Annotated in this window: 15 protein-coding genes; 11 read left to right on the top strand and 4 right to left on the bottom strand. The window is 65.0% G+C overall.

Going from position 1 to position 16,560, the window contains the following annotated elements; all coding sequences use genetic code 11:
- Positions 1-43: 43 nt before the first annotated feature.
- From ACQY4T_RS20135 to ACQY4T_RS20125, 3 genes are all read left to right on the top strand, one after another.
- Positions 44-1,168, top strand: coding sequence for a flagellar motor protein MotB (locus ACQY4T_RS20135; protein WP_428534340.1), 1,125 nt, complete (start codon positions 44-46; stop codon positions 1,166-1,168).
- Positions 1,169-1,177: 9 nt separating this feature from the next.
- Complete coding sequence (gene motA, locus ACQY4T_RS20130) at positions 1,178-2,041, top strand: flagellar motor stator protein MotA (protein WP_428534338.1); 864 nt, start codon at positions 1,178-1,180, stop codon at positions 2,039-2,041.
- Positions 2,042-2,138: 97 nt separating this feature from the next.
- Positions 2,139-2,951 (top strand): DUF3108 domain-containing protein, encoded by an 813-nt coding sequence (locus ACQY4T_RS20125; RefSeq protein ID WP_428534336.1) that lies wholly within the window; start codon positions 2,139-2,141, stop codon positions 2,949-2,951.
- Between the two features lie 109 nt (positions 2,952-3,060).
- Here ACQY4T_RS20125 and ACQY4T_RS20120 read toward each other — a convergent pair whose 3' ends face one another.
- Positions 3,061-3,447: a YraN family protein gene (locus ACQY4T_RS20120; RefSeq protein WP_428534334.1), complete on the bottom strand. Its 387-nt coding sequence runs from the start codon at positions 3,445-3,447 to the stop codon at positions 3,061-3,063.
- A gap of 122 nt (positions 3,448-3,569) precedes the next feature.
- On the opposite strand from ACQY4T_RS20120, the gene ACQY4T_RS20115 reads away from it, so the two are divergent.
- The 3 genes from ACQY4T_RS20115 (at position 3,570) to ACQY4T_RS20105 (ending at position 8,269) form a co-directional block, all read left to right on the top strand.
- Entirely contained in the window at positions 3,570-5,597 is a 2,028-nt protein-coding gene (locus ACQY4T_RS20115; protein ID WP_428534332.1) for a thioredoxin domain-containing protein, read from the top strand.
- Positions 5,598-5,697: 100 nt separating this feature from the next.
- Positions 5,698-7,602, top strand: coding sequence for a potassium transporter Kup (locus ACQY4T_RS20110; protein ID WP_428534330.1), 1,905 nt, complete (start codon positions 5,698-5,700; stop codon positions 7,600-7,602).
- 250 nt (positions 7,603-7,852) lie between these two features.
- A complete protein-coding gene (locus tag ACQY4T_RS20105) occupies positions 7,853-8,269 on the top strand; it encodes a PIN domain-containing protein (RefSeq protein WP_428534328.1) in 417 nt (138 codons plus the stop codon).
- 3 nt (positions 8,270-8,272) lie between these two features.
- On the opposite strand, the gene ACQY4T_RS20100 is transcribed toward ACQY4T_RS20105, so the two are convergent.
- Positions 8,273-8,917 (bottom strand): hypothetical protein, encoded by a 645-nt coding sequence (locus ACQY4T_RS20100; protein WP_428534326.1) that lies wholly within the window; start codon positions 8,915-8,917, stop codon positions 8,273-8,275.
- Between the two features lie 104 nt (positions 8,918-9,021).
- On the opposite strand from ACQY4T_RS20100, the gene ACQY4T_RS20095 reads away from it, so the two are divergent.
- Positions 9,022-9,855 carry an MBL fold metallo-hydrolase gene (locus ACQY4T_RS20095; RefSeq protein WP_428534324.1) on the top strand — a complete coding sequence of 278 codons (834 nt, stop codon included), beginning with the start codon at positions 9,022-9,024 and terminating at the stop codon, positions 9,853-9,855.
- A gap of 24 nt (positions 9,856-9,879) precedes the next feature.
- On the opposite strand, the gene ACQY4T_RS20090 is transcribed toward ACQY4T_RS20095, so the two are convergent.
- Entirely contained in the window at positions 9,880-11,103 is a 1,224-nt protein-coding gene (locus ACQY4T_RS20090; RefSeq protein WP_428534322.1) for an ABC transporter substrate-binding protein, read from the bottom strand.
- 99 nt (positions 11,104-11,202) lie between these two features.
- On the opposite strand from ACQY4T_RS20090, the gene ACQY4T_RS20085 reads away from it, so the two are divergent.
- The gene (locus ACQY4T_RS20085) at positions 11,203-12,879 is read left to right on the top strand and encodes a thiamine pyrophosphate-binding protein (protein ID WP_428534320.1); all 1,677 of its coding nucleotides are present in this window, start codon (positions 11,203-11,205) and stop codon (positions 12,877-12,879) included.
- A 31-nt stretch (positions 12,880-12,910) separates the two neighbouring features.
- Here ACQY4T_RS20085 and ACQY4T_RS20080 read toward each other — a convergent pair whose 3' ends face one another.
- A complete protein-coding gene (locus ACQY4T_RS20080) occupies positions 12,911-13,531 on the bottom strand; it encodes a DNA-3-methyladenine glycosylase family protein (RefSeq protein ID WP_428534318.1) in 621 nt (206 codons plus the stop codon).
- Between the two features lie 134 nt (positions 13,532-13,665).
- Here ACQY4T_RS20080 and ACQY4T_RS20075 point away from each other — a divergent pair, with 134 nt between their 5' ends.
- The 3 genes from ACQY4T_RS20075 (at position 13,666) to ACQY4T_RS20065 (ending at position 16,557) form a co-directional block, all read left to right on the top strand.
- Positions 13,666-13,875: a hypothetical protein gene (locus tag ACQY4T_RS20075; protein WP_428534316.1), complete on the top strand. Its 210-nt coding sequence runs from the start codon at positions 13,666-13,668 to the stop codon at positions 13,873-13,875.
- A 19-nt stretch (positions 13,876-13,894) separates the two neighbouring features.
- Complete coding sequence (locus ACQY4T_RS20070; protein WP_428534314.1) at positions 13,895-14,650, top strand: SDR family NAD(P)-dependent oxidoreductase; 756 nt, start codon at positions 13,895-13,897, stop codon at positions 14,648-14,650.
- 224 nt (positions 14,651-14,874) lie between these two features.
- The gene (locus ACQY4T_RS20065) at positions 14,875-16,557 is read left to right on the top strand and encodes an MFS transporter (RefSeq protein ID WP_428534312.1); all 1,683 of its coding nucleotides are present in this window, start codon (positions 14,875-14,877) and stop codon (positions 16,555-16,557) included.
- Positions 16,558-16,560 lie beyond the last annotated feature (3 nt).

Here is a 16,560-nt window from a genome sequence, read left to right as displayed (position 1 = left end):
TAACGTTTGCACGCCATGTTGCGGCCCTCTGCGGAGGGCACACATGGCGGCTAAACGCGAAAAGAAGGGCGGCAAAGGCAACATCATCGTCAAAAAGTATGAGATCGTCGAGGGCGGCCACCACGGTGGCGCCTGGAAGGTCGCATATGCTGATTTCGTGACCGCCATGATGGCGTTTTTCTTGCTCATGTGGCTGCTCAACGCGACCACCGAGGACCAGCGCAAGGGCCTCGCGGACTATTTCAGCCCGAACAATCTGCTGTCTCATGCCTCGTCCGGCACCGGTCAGCCGTTCGGCGGCCATACCGCGTTCGACGAAGGCGCCCTGGTGTCCGACCGCGGCGCCGTCGAGGTCACCCAGGGCAAGCGCCCGGTGGTCGAGCGGACCGAGGATGGCGAAGACCCGGTCTACACTGAAACCCACCGCGCCAAATCCGGTGACGGCGTCGGCCAGGGACCGGCTACCGAGGACCAGGATGCCGACACCGACGAGAAGCCCATGGGGCAGAAAGCCACCCGTCCCGCGCCTGGTCCCGGCGGCGCCTCCGAGGTGATGCGCGAAGGCCAGCCGGACACCCACACAATCACCGCGGCGGATCTGGCGGCGGAAAAGGCCCGCCAGGAGAAGGCCGCGTTCGAGCAGGCCGCTCAGCAGATCCAGGATGCGGTTCGCGGCGATCCGGCGCTGGCTGACCTGGCCAAGCAGCTCACCATCGACATGACCCCCGACGGCCTGCGGGTCCAGATCGTCGACGAGGTCAAGCTGCCGATGTTTCCCAGCGGGTCGTCGGCACCGAATGAGCGGGCCAGGCTGCTGCTGCGGAAGATCACCCCGGTGCTGATGAAACTGAGCCAGCCGATCTCAATCGCCGGCCATACCGATGCCGCGCCGTTCCCCGGTCCGGACCGCACCAATTTCGAGCTGTCGGCGGAACGCGCCAACGCCACTCGACGACTGCTGGTGGAAAGCGGATTTCCGATAGCGCGGGTCAAGTCGGTGACCGGTGATGCAGATCGCGACCCGCTGTTGCCGGCCGATCCGATGGCGGCGGCCAATCGGCGGATCGCCATTCTGGTCATGCGACAGGCGCCCCCGGTCCCGACCGCACCCGCTGCGGTGCCCGAGCAGCAGGCCAAAGCCGATGTCCCTGCCCGTAGCCCGCCCTGAAGCCGCGTCATGCTGACGATCGGCGGCCTGGTTCTGTTGTTTGCCTGCGTGCTGGGCAGCTACCTGACGTCCGGCGGCAGCATGGCGCCGCTGATCGAAGCCGTGCCGTTCGAGATGTGGACCATCGGCGGCGCCGCGATCAGCACGATGCTGATGGCGAACAGCATGCACGACGTCAAACACACGCTAGGCTCGTTCGGCAAGATGCTGAAAGGCGCGGCGTTCAAGAAAGCGGACTACATCGACCTGCTCAGCCTGCTGTATTTCCTGGTCCGCATCGCCAGCACCAAGGGCGCGATGGCGCTCGAGCCGCATATCGAAAAGCCTAGCGAAAGCCCGGCGTTCCTGAAGTTTCCCAAGGTGCTGGCCAATCATCATGCCAGCACGATCATCTGTGACTACCTGCGTATGGTCGGGATGAATGCCGACGATCCCAATCAGATCGAAGACGTCATGGCTCGGGAATTGAAGAAGACCCTGATCGAGGAGCTGCATCCCTCGCACATCATGCAAACCATGGCCGATGCGCTGCCGGCGCTGGGGATCGTCGCCGCCGTGCTGGGCGTGATCAAGACGATGTCGCACATCGATCAGCCGCCGGCGATCCTGGGCGCGATGATCGGCGGCGCGCTGACCGGGACGTTCCTGGGCATCCTGCTGGCCTACGGCATTGCCGGCCCGTTCTCCATCCGGATGAAAGGCATCGTGGAGGAGGAAGCGAAATACCTCGAGGTGATCCGAGCGGTGCTGGTGACGCATCTATATGGCAACGCGCCGCAAGTCAGCGTGGAATCCGGGCGCAAAATGGTACCGACCGAACACATGCCAACCTTCTCGGAACTGGAAGAAGCGGTGCAGTCCATACCGGTTTAGCTCTTGGCCTGTTTCGCAAAGTTCTCACGCCTTGGACACTTCGCCGACGATCGCACTCTGCCTTGCGTTGACCGCCGCCGCCTAATAGATCTGACCGATGCTGCGATGTGGGGCCGGCCTGATCGGATTGCTGGTGCCATGCGTTGCGTTGGCGCAGAGCCTGCCGCCGCCGGAATTTCACGCTAGCTATCAAACCTATGCGGCAGGATTACCGGTGGCGGAGGTCGATAGCGGATTCAGCCTCGGGCAAAGACAATACCGGATGAAGCTCGACTATCGCACCACCGGCGTGGCGGCGTGGTTCATCGGCGGTCACCAATCGGATAGCGTCATCGGGACCTGGAGCGGAGAGCAGGCGCTACCGACCCGATTCGTCGGCAAGGGACAATGGCACGGCGAGCACCGCATGGTGGAAATCGACTACACGCGGCACAAGCCGGAGGTCCGACGACTTGTGCCGCTCAACCTGGATGACCGCGAGCCGGTGCCAGACGCGTTGAAGGCCGACTCGATCGACCGGCTCAGCGCCGTAGCGGAGTTGATTCGTATCGTTCAGGACACCGGCCACTGCGAGACGACGGTGCGCACCTACGACGGACGGCGAGCGATCGAGATCGAGGCCCATACCGTCGGCAACGAGACACTGGAACCGACCGAGCGGTCCAGTTTCGCCGGCAAGACCCTGCGCTGCGACTTTTCCGGCCGGCTTATCGCAGGCTTCAAGTCAGGCGGCGACCGGGCGCGTGAGGGCAAGCCCATGCACGGGTCCGCATGGCTGGCAAAACTCGCGGCCGATGCCCCGCTTGTGCCGGTGCGGATGGCATTCGAGACCAGGTGGTTTGGCGACGCGACCATGTACCTGACCGAAATTGGCCCGGGCTTCGACCTGAAGGTCGCCAAAGGCGATTAGACCGGACAGGCAGGACGGACGCGATGGTCCGCGCGAGCGGCGCCGAAGGCCCGGGCGGTTGCCGGAGCCGCGAAAGCTGGCACGGGGGCAAACCGGGGACAGGGCCCCCCTAACGGATCGCCACCTCGTCCGATCGAAAAGCATCCGCGATGCGACGAACATTGCCGGCGGGATCGACTACCAGAACGTCGAACCGCACGCCGTTCGCGCCCCAATCGGGATGCTCCGCCAGGATGATTTCGCAGGCGCCGACCAGTCGCAACCGCTGGCGCACGGTAAGCGCGATCGCCGCCGCGGCCAGGGTGGGCCGAGATTTTACCTCGACGATCGCCAGGATGCCGGCCTTTTCAGCCACCGCATCCACCTCTCCCGCCGCGGTTCGCAGCCGGCGCGCGAGAATGGTCCAGCCGTCCCGGATCAAGGCGCCGCAGGCCGCCTGTTCCGCAGCCACGCCGGTGGCATAGGCGAGGCGACCCCGGTCGCGGCGAGCGTGCATGCCGGCAGGATGGCGCTCATTGGTTAAGATTCGATGTATCGACGCCACGGCCGCCGGACCCTGGCATCGCCAGGCCCACGCCCCACATCGAGGCTTCACCCCAAAACCACGGGAGCCCGGCCATGGCCGCACCGGAAAACCTGCTGCGCGGGGAAACCTCCCCCTATCTGCTGCAACACGCCGGCAATCCGGTGCATTGGCGCCCCTGGGGCAAGGCCGCGCTGGACGAAGCCAAGGCGGCCAACAAGCCGATCATGGTCTCGATCGGCTACGCCGCCTGCCACTGGTGCCACGTCATGGCCCACGAATCGTTCGAGGATCGGCAAACCGCGGAGCTGATGAACAGCCTGTTCGTCAACATCAAGATCGACCGCGAGGAACGCCCCGACATCGACCACATCTATATGTCCGCGCTGCACGCGCTGGGTGAGCAAGGCGGCTGGCCGCTGACCATGTTTACCACCCCCGACGGCACGCCGTTTTGGGGCGGCACCTACTTTCCGCCGGAACCGCGCTGGGGTCGGCCGTCCTTCCGCCAGGTGCTGCAGGGCGTCGCCAATGCCTTCCACTCCGGCGCCGAGGCGGTCGGTCAGAACAGCAGGGCATTGACGCAGTTCCTGGAACAACAAGCCATGGCGTCGGTCAGTGACGCCCCCGGCCCAGCGCAGCTCGAAGCCGTGGCAGCGGCCTACCTGCGGATGACCGACCCCGATCAGGGCGGCCTGCGCGGTGCCCCGAAATTCCCCAACCCGCCGATCTATCGCCTGCTGTGGCAAAACGCATTTCGTACCGGCCAGCCGGAAGGTCAGGCCGCGCTGCACCTGATGCTGCAGCGGATGTCCCAGGGCGGCATCTACGACCATCTCGGCGGCGGCTACGCCCGTTACTCGACCGACGCCCAGTGGCTGGTGCCGCATTTCGAGAAGATGCTGTACGACAACGCCCAACTGCTGGAACTGCTGGCGCTAGCGCACGCCGATCGGCCCAACCCGTTGTACGCGCAACGCGCGGCGGAAACGGTCGGCTGGATGATCCGCACCATGACCGCCCAGCGGGTCTACGGCAAAGCCGCCTTTGCCGCCTCGGAAGACGCCGACAGCGAAGGCGAGGAAGGCCGCTTCTATGTCTGGACCGAGGCGGAGATCGACGCTCTGCTCGGCTCGGCCTCGGCGGCGTTCAAGCACGCCTACGACGTCACTTCGACAGGCAACTGGGAAGGCCGCACCATTCTGCGCCGCATCGCGGCGTTGGGCACCCAGGACCAGGAAGCCGACCTCGCCAAGGCCCGCGACATCCTGTTCCAGGTTCGCGAAAAACGCGTCCGCCCCGGCTGGGACGACAAGGTGCTGGCCGACTGGAACGGCCTGGCAATCGCCGCGCTGGCACGCGCCTCGGGCGTTTTCGGGCGCCCCGCCTGGATCGAACGAGCCCGCCAGGCGTTCGACTTCATCATCGCCCGGATGACCGCCGCCCATGGCGGCGTCGAACACGCCTGGCGTCTGGGCCGGGTCACTGCTGCGGGTCTGATCGAGGACCAGGCCGCGATGGCCCGCGCCGCCATTGCATTATACGAGGCAACCGGCGAAGCGTCCTGTCTGGCCGCCGCCGAACGCCTTGCCAACGCCGCACAATCCGCCTTCGCCGATGGCCACGGCGGGTTCTACTCAACCGCCGCCGGCGCCTCCGATGTCCCGCTGACCCGCCCGCGCACCGCCGCGGACAACGCCACGCCATCGGGCAATGGCATGATGGCCGAAGTTTTTGCCAGGCTGTTCCACCTGACCGGTGATGCGGAGTGGCGCGCACGGGCAACGGCGGTGCTGACCGCGTTCGCCGGACAACCGGACCAACTCGCCGGCATGCCCACGCTGCTGGCGGCAGCCGATCTGCTGGAGGCAGCCACGACCATCGTGATCGTTGGCCCCCAAGACGCCGCGACCACGCTGATGCAAGCCGCATCCAGCAGTCCAGACCCCGCCACCGTCGTGCTGCGCACCGCCGATGCCAGCCTTTTGCACCCTGGTCATCCCGCCTTCGGCAAGACCCCGCCGGCGGGACAGGCGGCAGCTTATGTCTGCCGACGCAACGTCTGTGGCCTGCCGATCACCGACCCCGCCACCTTGTCGCAGGTCTTGCGCACGCGCCTGTGATTCGTCGAGGCGCCGGAATGTCCCGCTTCGGCACCTTGGCCACTGGACGGCCCTGACAGGATCGGACATCCGCTAACAGAGCGGCGTCCGGAGACCGGATATGGGTGGGAAGGTGACAGGCGGCCGAGAGCAGCGGGCGGAATCGGCTGACCGCGCATTCACCCTATCGGGCGGCCTTGCCGCGCTCGGGATCGTCTTCGGCGATCTCGGCACCAGCCCGCTATACACCTATCAGACCATCGTCGGCACCGTCGGCGGCCACCCATCGGCCGAGGATGCGCTCGGCCTGCTCTCGCTCGTGGTCTGGGCGCTGATCGTCATCGTGTCGGTCAAGTACTGTATCTTCGTGATGCGCGCCGACAATCGCGGCGAGGGCGGCATCCTGGCGCTGATGGCCCTGGTCACCACCGGCAAGGGTGGACGTCTAACCGCTGGACTTATCGTCGCCGGCCTGTTCGGGTCGGCGCTGATCTACGGCGACGGCATCATAACCCCGGCCATCTCGGTGCTCAGCGCGCTCGAGGGCGTCAACGTCGCCACCGACATCTTCAAGCCCTACGTCGTCCCGGCCGCCTTGCTGGTCCTGCTGGCCCTGTTCACCGCGCAGGCCAAGGGCACCGCCAAGATCGGCCGCATCTTCGGACCGATCATGCTGCTCTGGTTCGTCACCATCGCCATCCTCGGGCTGACCGGCGTGCTGCGCCGCCCGGAGGTGTTCGGGGCGATCAACCCGATGCATTGCGGCCGCTTCATCGTTGCCCATGGCTGGCACAGCTTCGTCGTGCTTGGCGGCGTGTTTCTTGCCATCACCGGCGGGGAGGCACTTTATGCCGACCTGGGTCATTTCGGCCGCAAGCCAATCCGCTCGACCTGGTACTTCGTCGTGCTGCCGGCGTTGTTGTTGTGCTACGCCGGGCAGACCGCGCTGTTGCTGCAAAACCCCGGCATCCAGGGCAACCCGTTCTTCAAGCTGGCGCCGCACTGGGCGGTGATCCCGCTGGTGGTGCTGGCAACGCTTGCCACTATCATCGCCAGCCAGGCGATCATCACCGGCGCATTCTCAATGACCCGGCAGGCCATGCAGTTGGGCTGGTTCCCCGGTTTGAACATCCGCCAAACCTCGGACGAGGAATATGGCCAGATCTATGTGCCGGTGGTGAACTGGGCGATGATGGTCTGCACGCTGTTGCTGACCTTCAGTTTCGGCAGTTCCGACGCCCTGGCGGGCGCTTACGGCACGGCGGTGTCCACCACCATGTTGCTGACCACGGTCCTGCTGTTCAGCGCGATGCGCGACATCTGGCGTTGGCCGGTTGCCGTCGCGTTGCCGACGAGCCTGCTGTTTCTGCTGGTCGACCTCGGTTTCTTCAGCGCCAACCTGTTGAAGATACGCGAAGGCGGCTGGATTCCCCTGCTCTTGGCGGTGCTGATATTTATCCTGATGACGGTCTGGCATCGCGGCACCGCGGCGCTCCACCGCTCACAGGCGCAGCGGCCGGAGTCGAACGACGCGTTCCTGGCCTCGCTGAACAGCGGCAAGTTCACCCGCGTGCCCGGGACCGCGGTGTTCTTCAGCCGCAACGAAACCGCCATCCCCGATGTGATGATTCGTTACGTCGCCCAGTTCAAGGCGCTGCAAGAGACGCTGATCAGTCTCACCGTCCGGTTCGACGACGTTCCTCGGGTTGCCTGGTCCGAACGCACCGAGGTGGAGCAAATCGCCGACAATTTCTGGCACGTCACAGTGCGGTTTGGCTTCATCGAGCGGCCCAGTGTGGTCGCCGCGCTGGCCTCCGCGAAGGAGAAAGGATGTAGCATCAACCTTGACGACGCCGTGTATTTTGCCTCGCACGACGATGTCGTGCGCAGCCCGAACCGGCCGCGCCTGCCCGGCTGGCAGCGGATGCTGTTCGCGGTGATGTATCGCAACGCGGTACGAAGCCCGGATCGATTCGATCTGCCCGCCGACAAGTTTCTTGAAGTCGGGCGGCAGATCGCGTTGTAGCCTGGCCGGATGGCGCCGCGACCTGCTTGACGCGGAGAGCCGCGCAATGCCCGTATGCAAGCGGCCGCACTGGATACCTCGGTTTCGGCGCTGGTGAAGCGCTACCTGACCGAACTGGGCGCCGGTGAGACCGAGTTTCAGCGGCTGAAGCGGCTGCAACATGACTTATATTATCGGCGCAAATCCCCGCTGACTTTAGCGCCTCGGAGCGCCTCGCCCGCGATCAGGTGCATGACCGAACTGACTGATTATGGCGCATTTTCTCGATACCAATATCCTGCTCTATGCGATCAGCCCGCATCCGGCGGAAACGGCAAAGCGCTCCGTGGCGGATGCGCTGCTGAACCAGGATGATGGCGCGCTTTCGGTCCAGGTGCTGCAGGAGTTCTATGTCCAGGTAACCCGGCCGTCGCGCGCCGGACGGCTGCCGCACGACCTAGCCGTGGGGCTGCTGCGGGGATGGGCGCGCTTCCAGGTACAGGAAACCACCATGCCGGTCGTCGAAGCCGCGCTGGCGATCAAGGCGGCGCATGGTTTTTCATACTGGGACAGCGCGATCATCGCGGCCGCCCAGGCGCTGGGGTGTCGGCGGCTCTACTCCGAGGATATGAGGCACGGTCAGGTGGTTGCGGGCGTAACGATCGTCAACCCCTTTCCGGTGCCTTAATAGTCACGCGTTGCGAATGTAGCGGTTCATCCGCAGCATCAGTAGATCGCGGAACCGTGGCCGCATCCGCTGGGTCCATTCGGTGTCGGCGGCCTTCGCCCAAGCATCCGAACGCGACACGGCGGCATCGCGCAGATGATATAGCGCAAGGAATCGCCGCTCGGACCCAGTATCGGTCGCACTGAAGCGGCGCGCCGCCAGCACGCCCGGGACCGCCCCGAGCGCAGGCAGGTGCTCGGTGTTGTACCACTCGGTGAACTCGGCTTCGGCTTCGGCGTCTGCATCGATGTTCATCGAGGCGACCAGCAGAGCGTTCGCGCCGTCCACCGCGACGCCGTCCCCGGGCAGCAGTTGTTCGCCCTCGTAGCGCATGACCCGCTTGCACAGGTCGGTGACGCGCCTGGTCCAGACCGACTGGTTCGCCCCGGCGACCGCGCGGTAGGCCGGGCTGGACAGCACAGCCGGGCTCTCCAGATCATAGGTCGCGACATGGATCGTCGGGGTCTGCTCGTCGATCCAGCGTTCCGCATTCAGGAAACCCGGCACACCCATGCGCTCCGGTATGTGCTCGCGGTCATACCAGTCGTGGAACTCGTCCTCATGCGCGGTCGCAAAATCCAGTGCCATGAACAGCAGGCCTTTGGTCATCCGAATTTCCTCCTGATTTGGCTCCAGCTTGCCACGCAACCCGCCGGCGTTGCCAGCCTGCCAGGTTTGCGGCAAGGATGCCGACCTAACGGAGACCCTGAGACATGCCCTTCCTGACCGAACCGGAGCCGGAGCGCGGCGCCAGTCTTGCGGTGATGCCGGGGATACGCCGCATCGTCGCCAACAATCCTGGCCCGATGACCTATTTCGGTACCAACACCTATCTGCTCGACACAGCGGATGGCGTGGTGGTGCTCGATCCCGGTCCGGCGGACGATCACCAGCATGTCGGAGCGATACTGCGGCACAGCGGCGGCCAGATCGCAATGATCCTGGTCAGCCACACGCACCATGATCACGTCGGCGCCGTCCCGGCTTTGCAGCAGGCGACCGGCGCCCCCACGGTCGGGTTCCGCAACAGCGCGATCGCCGACTTCGATGCCGACGTCAAGCTCGATCACGGCGGATCAATTGCCGGCATGGTCGCCCTGCACACCCCGGGCCATGCGTCCGACCACCTGTGCTTTGCCTTGCCCGCGGCAAGCGGCGAGCGGGTACTGTTCAGCGCCGATCACGTGATGTCGTGGTCGACCAGCATCGTCAGCCCACCCGGCGGCGACATGGCCGATTACTTCGCCAGTCTGAAGCTGTTGCTTGACCGCGACGACGATTTATACCTGCCCGGACATGGTCCGCCGCTGCGCGAGCCTCGGGCACTGGTGCGCGAGATGCTCACGCACCGGATGATCCGCGAGCAGGCCATCGCCAAGAAGCTGAAAGACGGTCCGTTCGATACTTTCGCCATCATGGATGCGCTGTATTCACAGTTGAACCCGCGGCTGCGCAAGGCTGCGGAGCGCAACGTCCTGGCGCATCTGCTGAAGATGGAAGCCGAGGGCAAGGCCGTCCGCGAGGGCGAGCTTTGGCGCGCTGTCTAAACGCGCCGTCCGGTTCTGCCCGCGTCAGACCTTGATCAGCGGACAGCCGCCATCGGCCAGCGGCCGCCAGGCATCCTGCGGCGCGATCGTCGCCAGTTTGGTCAAGAAATCATACTTCGACTTCGCTTCGGCGACCGGCTTTACCTGCCACAGATACATCACGTGCAACACCCGCCCGTCTTGCCGCACCTTGACATTGTCGTTGTAAAAATCGTTGACCGGCAGTGCCTTCATCTTGGCGACCACGGCGTCCGCATCGGTCGAACCGACCGCTTTCACCGCCTTCAACCAATGGTTCGCGGCGCAGTAGCTGCCGGCATGCAGCAACCCCGGCACCATCCCGCCCATCTTTGCGCTCCAGCGCTTCGACCACGCCCGGGTCTTGTCGTCCATGTCCCAGTAGAACGAATCGGTGAAGGTGAGCCCCTCACACACCTTCTGGCTCAGTGAGTTGATGTCGCTGATCTGGATCAGCAGCGTCGCCAGTCGCACGCCGCCATGCGTCAGCCCGAACTCGGCAGCCTGTTTGACGCAGTTCTGCGTATCGGTGCCGGCATTCGCCAGCCCGATCACCTTGGCGCCGGAGGCCTGCGCCTGCACCAGGTAGGATGAAAAATCCGCCGTGCCGAGCGGCGCTCGGGTCGAGCCGAGGATCTTCCCCCCGGCGGCCTTGACCGCGTTCATGGTGTCGCGCTCCAGCGCATAGCCGAACGCGTAATCGGCGGTGATGAAGTACCAGGTGCTACCGCCGGCCTTGGTCAGCGCGTCACCGGTGCCATGCGCCAGGGCGTAGGTATCGTAAGAAAAGTGGATGCCGTACGGCGAGCACTGCTTGCCGGTGAAGTCGGAACTGGCAGGACCGGTGATCAGATAGACCTTCTTCTTTTCCCGGCACACCTGCTGGATCGCCAATCCGGAAGAACTCGCCGCGCCATCGGCCAAGACATCGACACCCTCGTCATCGATCCATTGACGCGCCAGCGAGGTCGATACATCCGGCTTGTTCTGGTCGTCGGCCTGCAGGATCTGGATCGGTTGGTCCAGCACGGAACCGCCGAAATCGGTGACGGCAAGCTCGGTCGCGACCTTGTTGCCGGGGCCGCCGACATCACGGTACGGACCGCTCATATCCGACAGCAGCCCGATCTTCACCGGCTTGGACGAACTTTGCGCCCGGATAATGCCAGGCCGAGCCAGCGGCGCTGCGGCCAGTCCGCTGATCAGAACACGGCGCGAAAATTTCGACATTTCCTTGGTTTCTCCCGGTATTGGGCACATCGGCTTGCGCGACCGCGTAGTGCCTTGTAGCGAAACAGCGCAAACCGCCGCCAATTGGGGAACCTAGCGATGCCGATGATGCCGGGAAAGACCGCTCTGCTGGAATTGTTGAAGCAAGAGGGGGTGCGCATGATATTCGGCAACCCAGGGACAACCGAGCTGCCGCTGATGGATGCCTTGGCGGCGGAACATCAGCTTCGTTACATCCTGGCGTTGCAGGAAGCGCCGGCGATGAGCATGGCCGACGGCTTCGCCCAGGCGTCCGGCCAGTGCGCCGTGGTCAACCTGCATGCCGCCCCTGGCCTCGGGAACGCGATGGGGATGCTGTACGACGCGCAGAAAGCCGGATCGCCGATCCTGGTCACCGCCGGCCAGCACGAGCAGCGCTTCAACTTCACCGAACCGCTGCTATGGGCCGACCTTCCCACCGTCGCCCGCCCGTTCGTCAAATGGTCCGAGGAAGTGCGCCGGCTGCAGGACCTGCCGCGAGCGATCCATCGCGCGATCAAGACCGCGCTGGCTCCGCCGATGGGTCCGGTGTTTCTCTCGCTGCCCGGCGATATCCTGACCGCCAGCGCGAATCTCGAGCTGGGAACCCCAAGCCGGGTGGCATTGGGCATCAGGGGCGACACGGGCGCGATCGCACGGGCGGCCTCGATCATCGGCCGGGCGCGCAGTCCAGTCATCGTTGCCGGTGACGCGGTGCCGCAAGGCGACGCGCTTGCGGAACTGGTCGCATTGGCCGAGGCGATCGGGGCGCCGGTCTACGATGAAGGCATGGCCAGCCGGGCCATGTTCCCCTCGTCGCATCCGCTGTATCGCGGCGCCCTGGTGCGGCTGCCGGCGGCGATCCGAGGCATGCTGATGCAGCACGACCTGCTGGTGTCGATCGGCGCCGACCTGTTCACCCTGTCGCTGCCCGGCGAAGTGGAATCGATGCCGGACGGCATGCCAGTGGTTCACCTCGACACCGACCCGTGGGAACTGGCGAAGAACTACCCTGAACAAGTGTCCATCCTGGGTGAGCCCAAAGTCACCCTGCCGGAGCTGACCCAGGCGGTGCAAGCCGCGCGCTCGATCGCCGAAGCCGAGGTAGCGGCAAAGCGCTTGCAGCATGTGCGAGCCGAGGGCGTCGCCAGCCTGCAGAAGCTGCACAGCATGGCCGACGCGGTGGCGGATCGGCACCCCGTTCACCCGCTGGCCCTGATGCAGACCATCGGGCGGCTGCTGCCCGCGGACGCGGTGGTGATCGATGAAACGGTTTCCTCCGGAACCGGTTTGCGGCGGTTCCTGAAAAGCGACGATTCGCGGAGCTTCTTCGGGCTGCGCGGTGGTGGCATCGGCTGGGGTCTGCCGGCCGCGATCGGGGTCAAGCTGGCGCTGCCGGATCGTCCGGTGGTGGCGCTGATCGGCGATGGGTCGGCGATGTACACCATCCAGGGACTGTGGACCGCCGCGCGGGAGAACCTGCGGATGGTGTTCGTCATCATCAACAACTACTCGTACCGCGTGCTGAAGCAGCGGACCAACGCAATGAAAGGACTGGCGGCGCAGGCCGACAACTACGTCGCCATGGACCTCGACAAGCCGCGCGTCGATTTCGTTTCCGTGGCCCGCGGCCTTGGGCTGACCGCGCACAAGGCATCGAGGTTGTCCGATCTGTCCGATCTGCTGGCCCAGGCGCTGGTCACGGATGGACCGACCCTGATCGATGTCGAGGTCGACCGTTCCTGGAAGCCCGTCTGATCGCGCCCGTCCGTGCCCGCACCTCCGCGGATCACGCCCGGCTGACCGGCCCCTGCCGGCGCGCCTCCTCGGCGGCGCGATACAGATACCACGTCGCCAGCGACCGGTGCGGCGCCCAGGACATGCCGATCTCGGCCAACTGCTTGGGCTTCGGCTGAGCCCCCAGCCCATGCAGCAGGCGATACCCCTCGCGCACGCCGAAATCGTCGACCGGCAAGACATCCGGTCGGCCGAGGGTGAAAATCAGCAGCATCTCGACAGTCCAGCGGCCGACCCCGCGGATGACGGTCAACCGCTCGATCAACGCCGCATCACTCAGCCGGTGCGACTGGCGGCGCGTCGGCACGGTGCCGTCCAGCGCCTTGGCGCAGATGTCCCTGATCGCCGCGATCTTGCCGGCGGAAAAGCCGCAGCCGCGCAACGCGAGTTCGGCGGTTGCCATGACCGCGTCCGGGGCGGGAAAGGAATCTCCCGGAAACAACGCGGAGAACCGCGCCAGGATCGCCTCGGCCGCCCGGCCGTGCAGTTGCTGATGGGCGATGGCGCGGATCAGTGCCTCGTACGGGCTGCGCTGGCGCTGAACGTCCATCCGTGGCGGCCCGACGCGGCGGATCAGCGCGGCGAAGTGCTCGTCCTTGCTCAAGTGCCGCACGCCGTCCAGTTCGACATCCTCCGTGGTCCGGTTATCGTAGGCCAGGCTGGGTGAATGCGGTCGGCAACCCCTTGTCTGGCTAACCGGTCGATCCCTTATGCGATAAATATCAACGGGTCCAATGCGAGGGTCTCGTGTTTAGCCATCACCATTGGCGGGCGGATGACAGCGAAGACCGAGACGCCAGGCGGCAGACGGCCAGTCTGGCAGGCGTGGCGATTACCCTGCTGCTGTTGGTCGGTGGACTGTTCCTTGTCCAGCAACTGCGTTCGGCCTCGGTCATTGGCGACTGTCTGATGTCCGGGCGGCGGAACTGCGATGTGCTGATGGTCGGGTCGCATTGACCGCCGTGGCAGGTACGGCATGAACATCCGGTTTGATGCCAAGGTCGTCGCGCTGACCGGCGCCGGCCACGGCTTCGGGCGTGCGATCGCGCAGACCTTCGCGCGTCTCGGAGCGCTGGTGTTCGCCACCGACTTGCACGCCGAGGCTCTGGCGGAAACCGCGACAGTCAGCGGCATCACCGCGCGGGCGGTTGATCTGCGCGACCGCGCCGCCGCCGCCGCTTGGGTCGGGCAGATCGAGGCTCAGACCGGACGCGCGATCGATATCCTGGTGAACAATGCCGGTGGCGTTGCCGGTCAGCTTCCCGTGCCGCTGGAGGATGTCACCGACCAGGACTGGAACACGATCTTCGACATCAACGTCAATGCGGCGTTCACGCTATGCCGAGCGGCGGCGCCTGCAATGAAACGGGCAGGCGGCGGGCGGATTGTCAACATCAGTTCGGGGGCGGGGCTGCAGCCGTCGCTGACCGGGATCCAGGCCTATTGCAGCGCCAAGCACGCGGTGGTGGGCCTGACCCGGCAACTGGCGCATGAACTCGGAGCCTTCAACATAACGGTGAACTCGGTGGCGCCCGGCTTTATCCGCACCAACGCGGCGACCGAGGCGCAATGGGACAGTTACGGCCCGGCCGGTCAGCAGGCGCTGGTCGAGCGCATCGCCATGAAGCGGCTGGGATCGGCTGACGATATCGCCAGGGCGGTGGTGTTTTTTGCCTCCGAACTTGCCGGCTTCGTCAATGGCCAGGTGTTGCAGGTCGACGGCGGCCGTTGAGCCAGGCGGCTGATCGGGGCGTGGCGGCCGGCCTGTTTTTACCCTGGGCCAAATCCTTAATATCCGGTAATGATGCTGGCAGGTTGCCCGACTGATGGCCGGCGGCCGTATCGGCGACGCGACAACAGCGATCCCGATGCTTTCGAGGAACGTCCGGGTCGAGGGCTGAATACATGAGCATGAGCACGGCTGCTTCAGGCACGTCGGCTGCGTCGAATCGTCGAATGACCGCCGATGAGAAGAAGATCATCCTGGCTTCGTCGCTCGGGACGGTTTTCGAGTGGTACGATTTCTACCTGTACGGTTCTCTCGCGGTCATCATCGGCGCCAAGTTCTTTGGCCAGTTCGATGAAACCACGCGCAACATCTTCGCGCTGCTGGCGTTTGCCGCGGGCTTCTTGGTGCGCCCGTTCGGCGCCCTGGTTTTCGGCCGGCTGGGTGACCTGGTCGGGCGCAAATATACCTTCCTGATCACCATCCTGATCATGGGGTCGTCCACCTTCCTGGTCGGTATCCTGCCGACATCCGATAGTATCGGCATCTCCGCGGCGGTGATCCTGATCAGCCTGCGCATCCTGCAAGGCCTGGCGATCGGCGGCGAGTATGGCGGCGCCGCGACCTATGTCGCCGAACACGCGCCACGCAACCGACGCGGTTTCTATACAAGCTGGATCCAGACCACGGCGACACTTGGCCTGTTCATGTCGCTGCTTGTCATCCTGTTCGTCCAGGCCTCGATGACCGCCAACGACTTCAAGGCCTATGGCTGGCGCATTCCGTTCCTGGTCTCGGTGTTGCTGCTGGCGGTTTCGGTGTGGATCCGGCTGCAACTGAGCGAAAGCCCGGCATTCCTGAAGATGAAGGCCGAGGGCAGGCATTCGAAGGCACCGCTGAGTGAGGCGTTCGGCCAGTGGGCGAATGCCAAATGGGCCATTTTGGCATTGTTCGGCCTGGTCGCCGGACAGGCGGTGGTATGGTACGCGGGGCAGTTCTATGCGCTGTTCTTCCTGACCGGGGTGCTGAAGGTGGACGGCTTCAGCGCCAACCTGATGGTCGCCTGGGCGCTGGCGATCGGTGCGTTCGGCTTCATCCTGTTCGGCTGGCTGTCGGACAAGATTGGCCGCAAGCCGATCATCTTGGGCGGCTGCCTGCTGGCCGCGCTGACCTATTTCCCGGTGTTCGAATACATGACCGCAATCGCCAATCCGGCGCTCGCCAAGGCGCATGATGCGGTGAAGGTGGTGGTGACCAGCGACCCCTCCGACTGCTCGTTTCAGTTCAATCCGACCGGGCTTTCCAAATTCGTCAACAGTTGCGACTTGGCGAAAGGCGCGCTGGCGCGAGCCTCGGTGACCTACTCGCAGCAGGATGCACCGGCCGGGACCAAGGCGAGCGTGCAGATCGGCGACAAGACGCTCGATCCCACGGCGAAAGGTTTCGCGACCGATCTGGCGGCGGCGTTGACCGCGGTCGGCTATCCGGCGGCGTCCAATCCGTCGGTGGTGAAACTGGCGACACCGTGGGACATCTTCCGTCCGCAGCCGTTCAAGCTGGTGCTGGTGCTGTGCTTCCTCATGGTGCTGGTTACCATGGTGTATGGGCCGATGGCGGCGGCGCTGGTGGAATTGTTCCCGACCCGCATCCGCTATACCTCGATGTCGCTGCCGTATCACATCGGCAACGGCTGGTTCGGCGGCTTGTTGCCGGCGTCGATGTTCGCGATGAACGCGCAGAACGGCAGCATCTACTTTGGATTGTGGTATCCCATCGTGATCGCCGGCGCGACCGCGGTAATCGGCCTGTTGTTCGTGCCGGAGACCAAGGATCGGGACATATACGCCGGCGATTCCGCGGAGCATCCCGGCGACACCGCGATGGAGTTCGATCCGAACGCGGCGGACTATTAAAGC

The sequence above is a fragment of the Rhodopila sp. genome (assembly GCF_965277825.1).
Taxonomy (GTDB): domain Bacteria; phylum Pseudomonadota; class Alphaproteobacteria; order Acetobacterales; family Acetobacteraceae; genus Rhodopila.
This window is presented reverse-complemented; position numbering and strand designations above follow the sequence as displayed.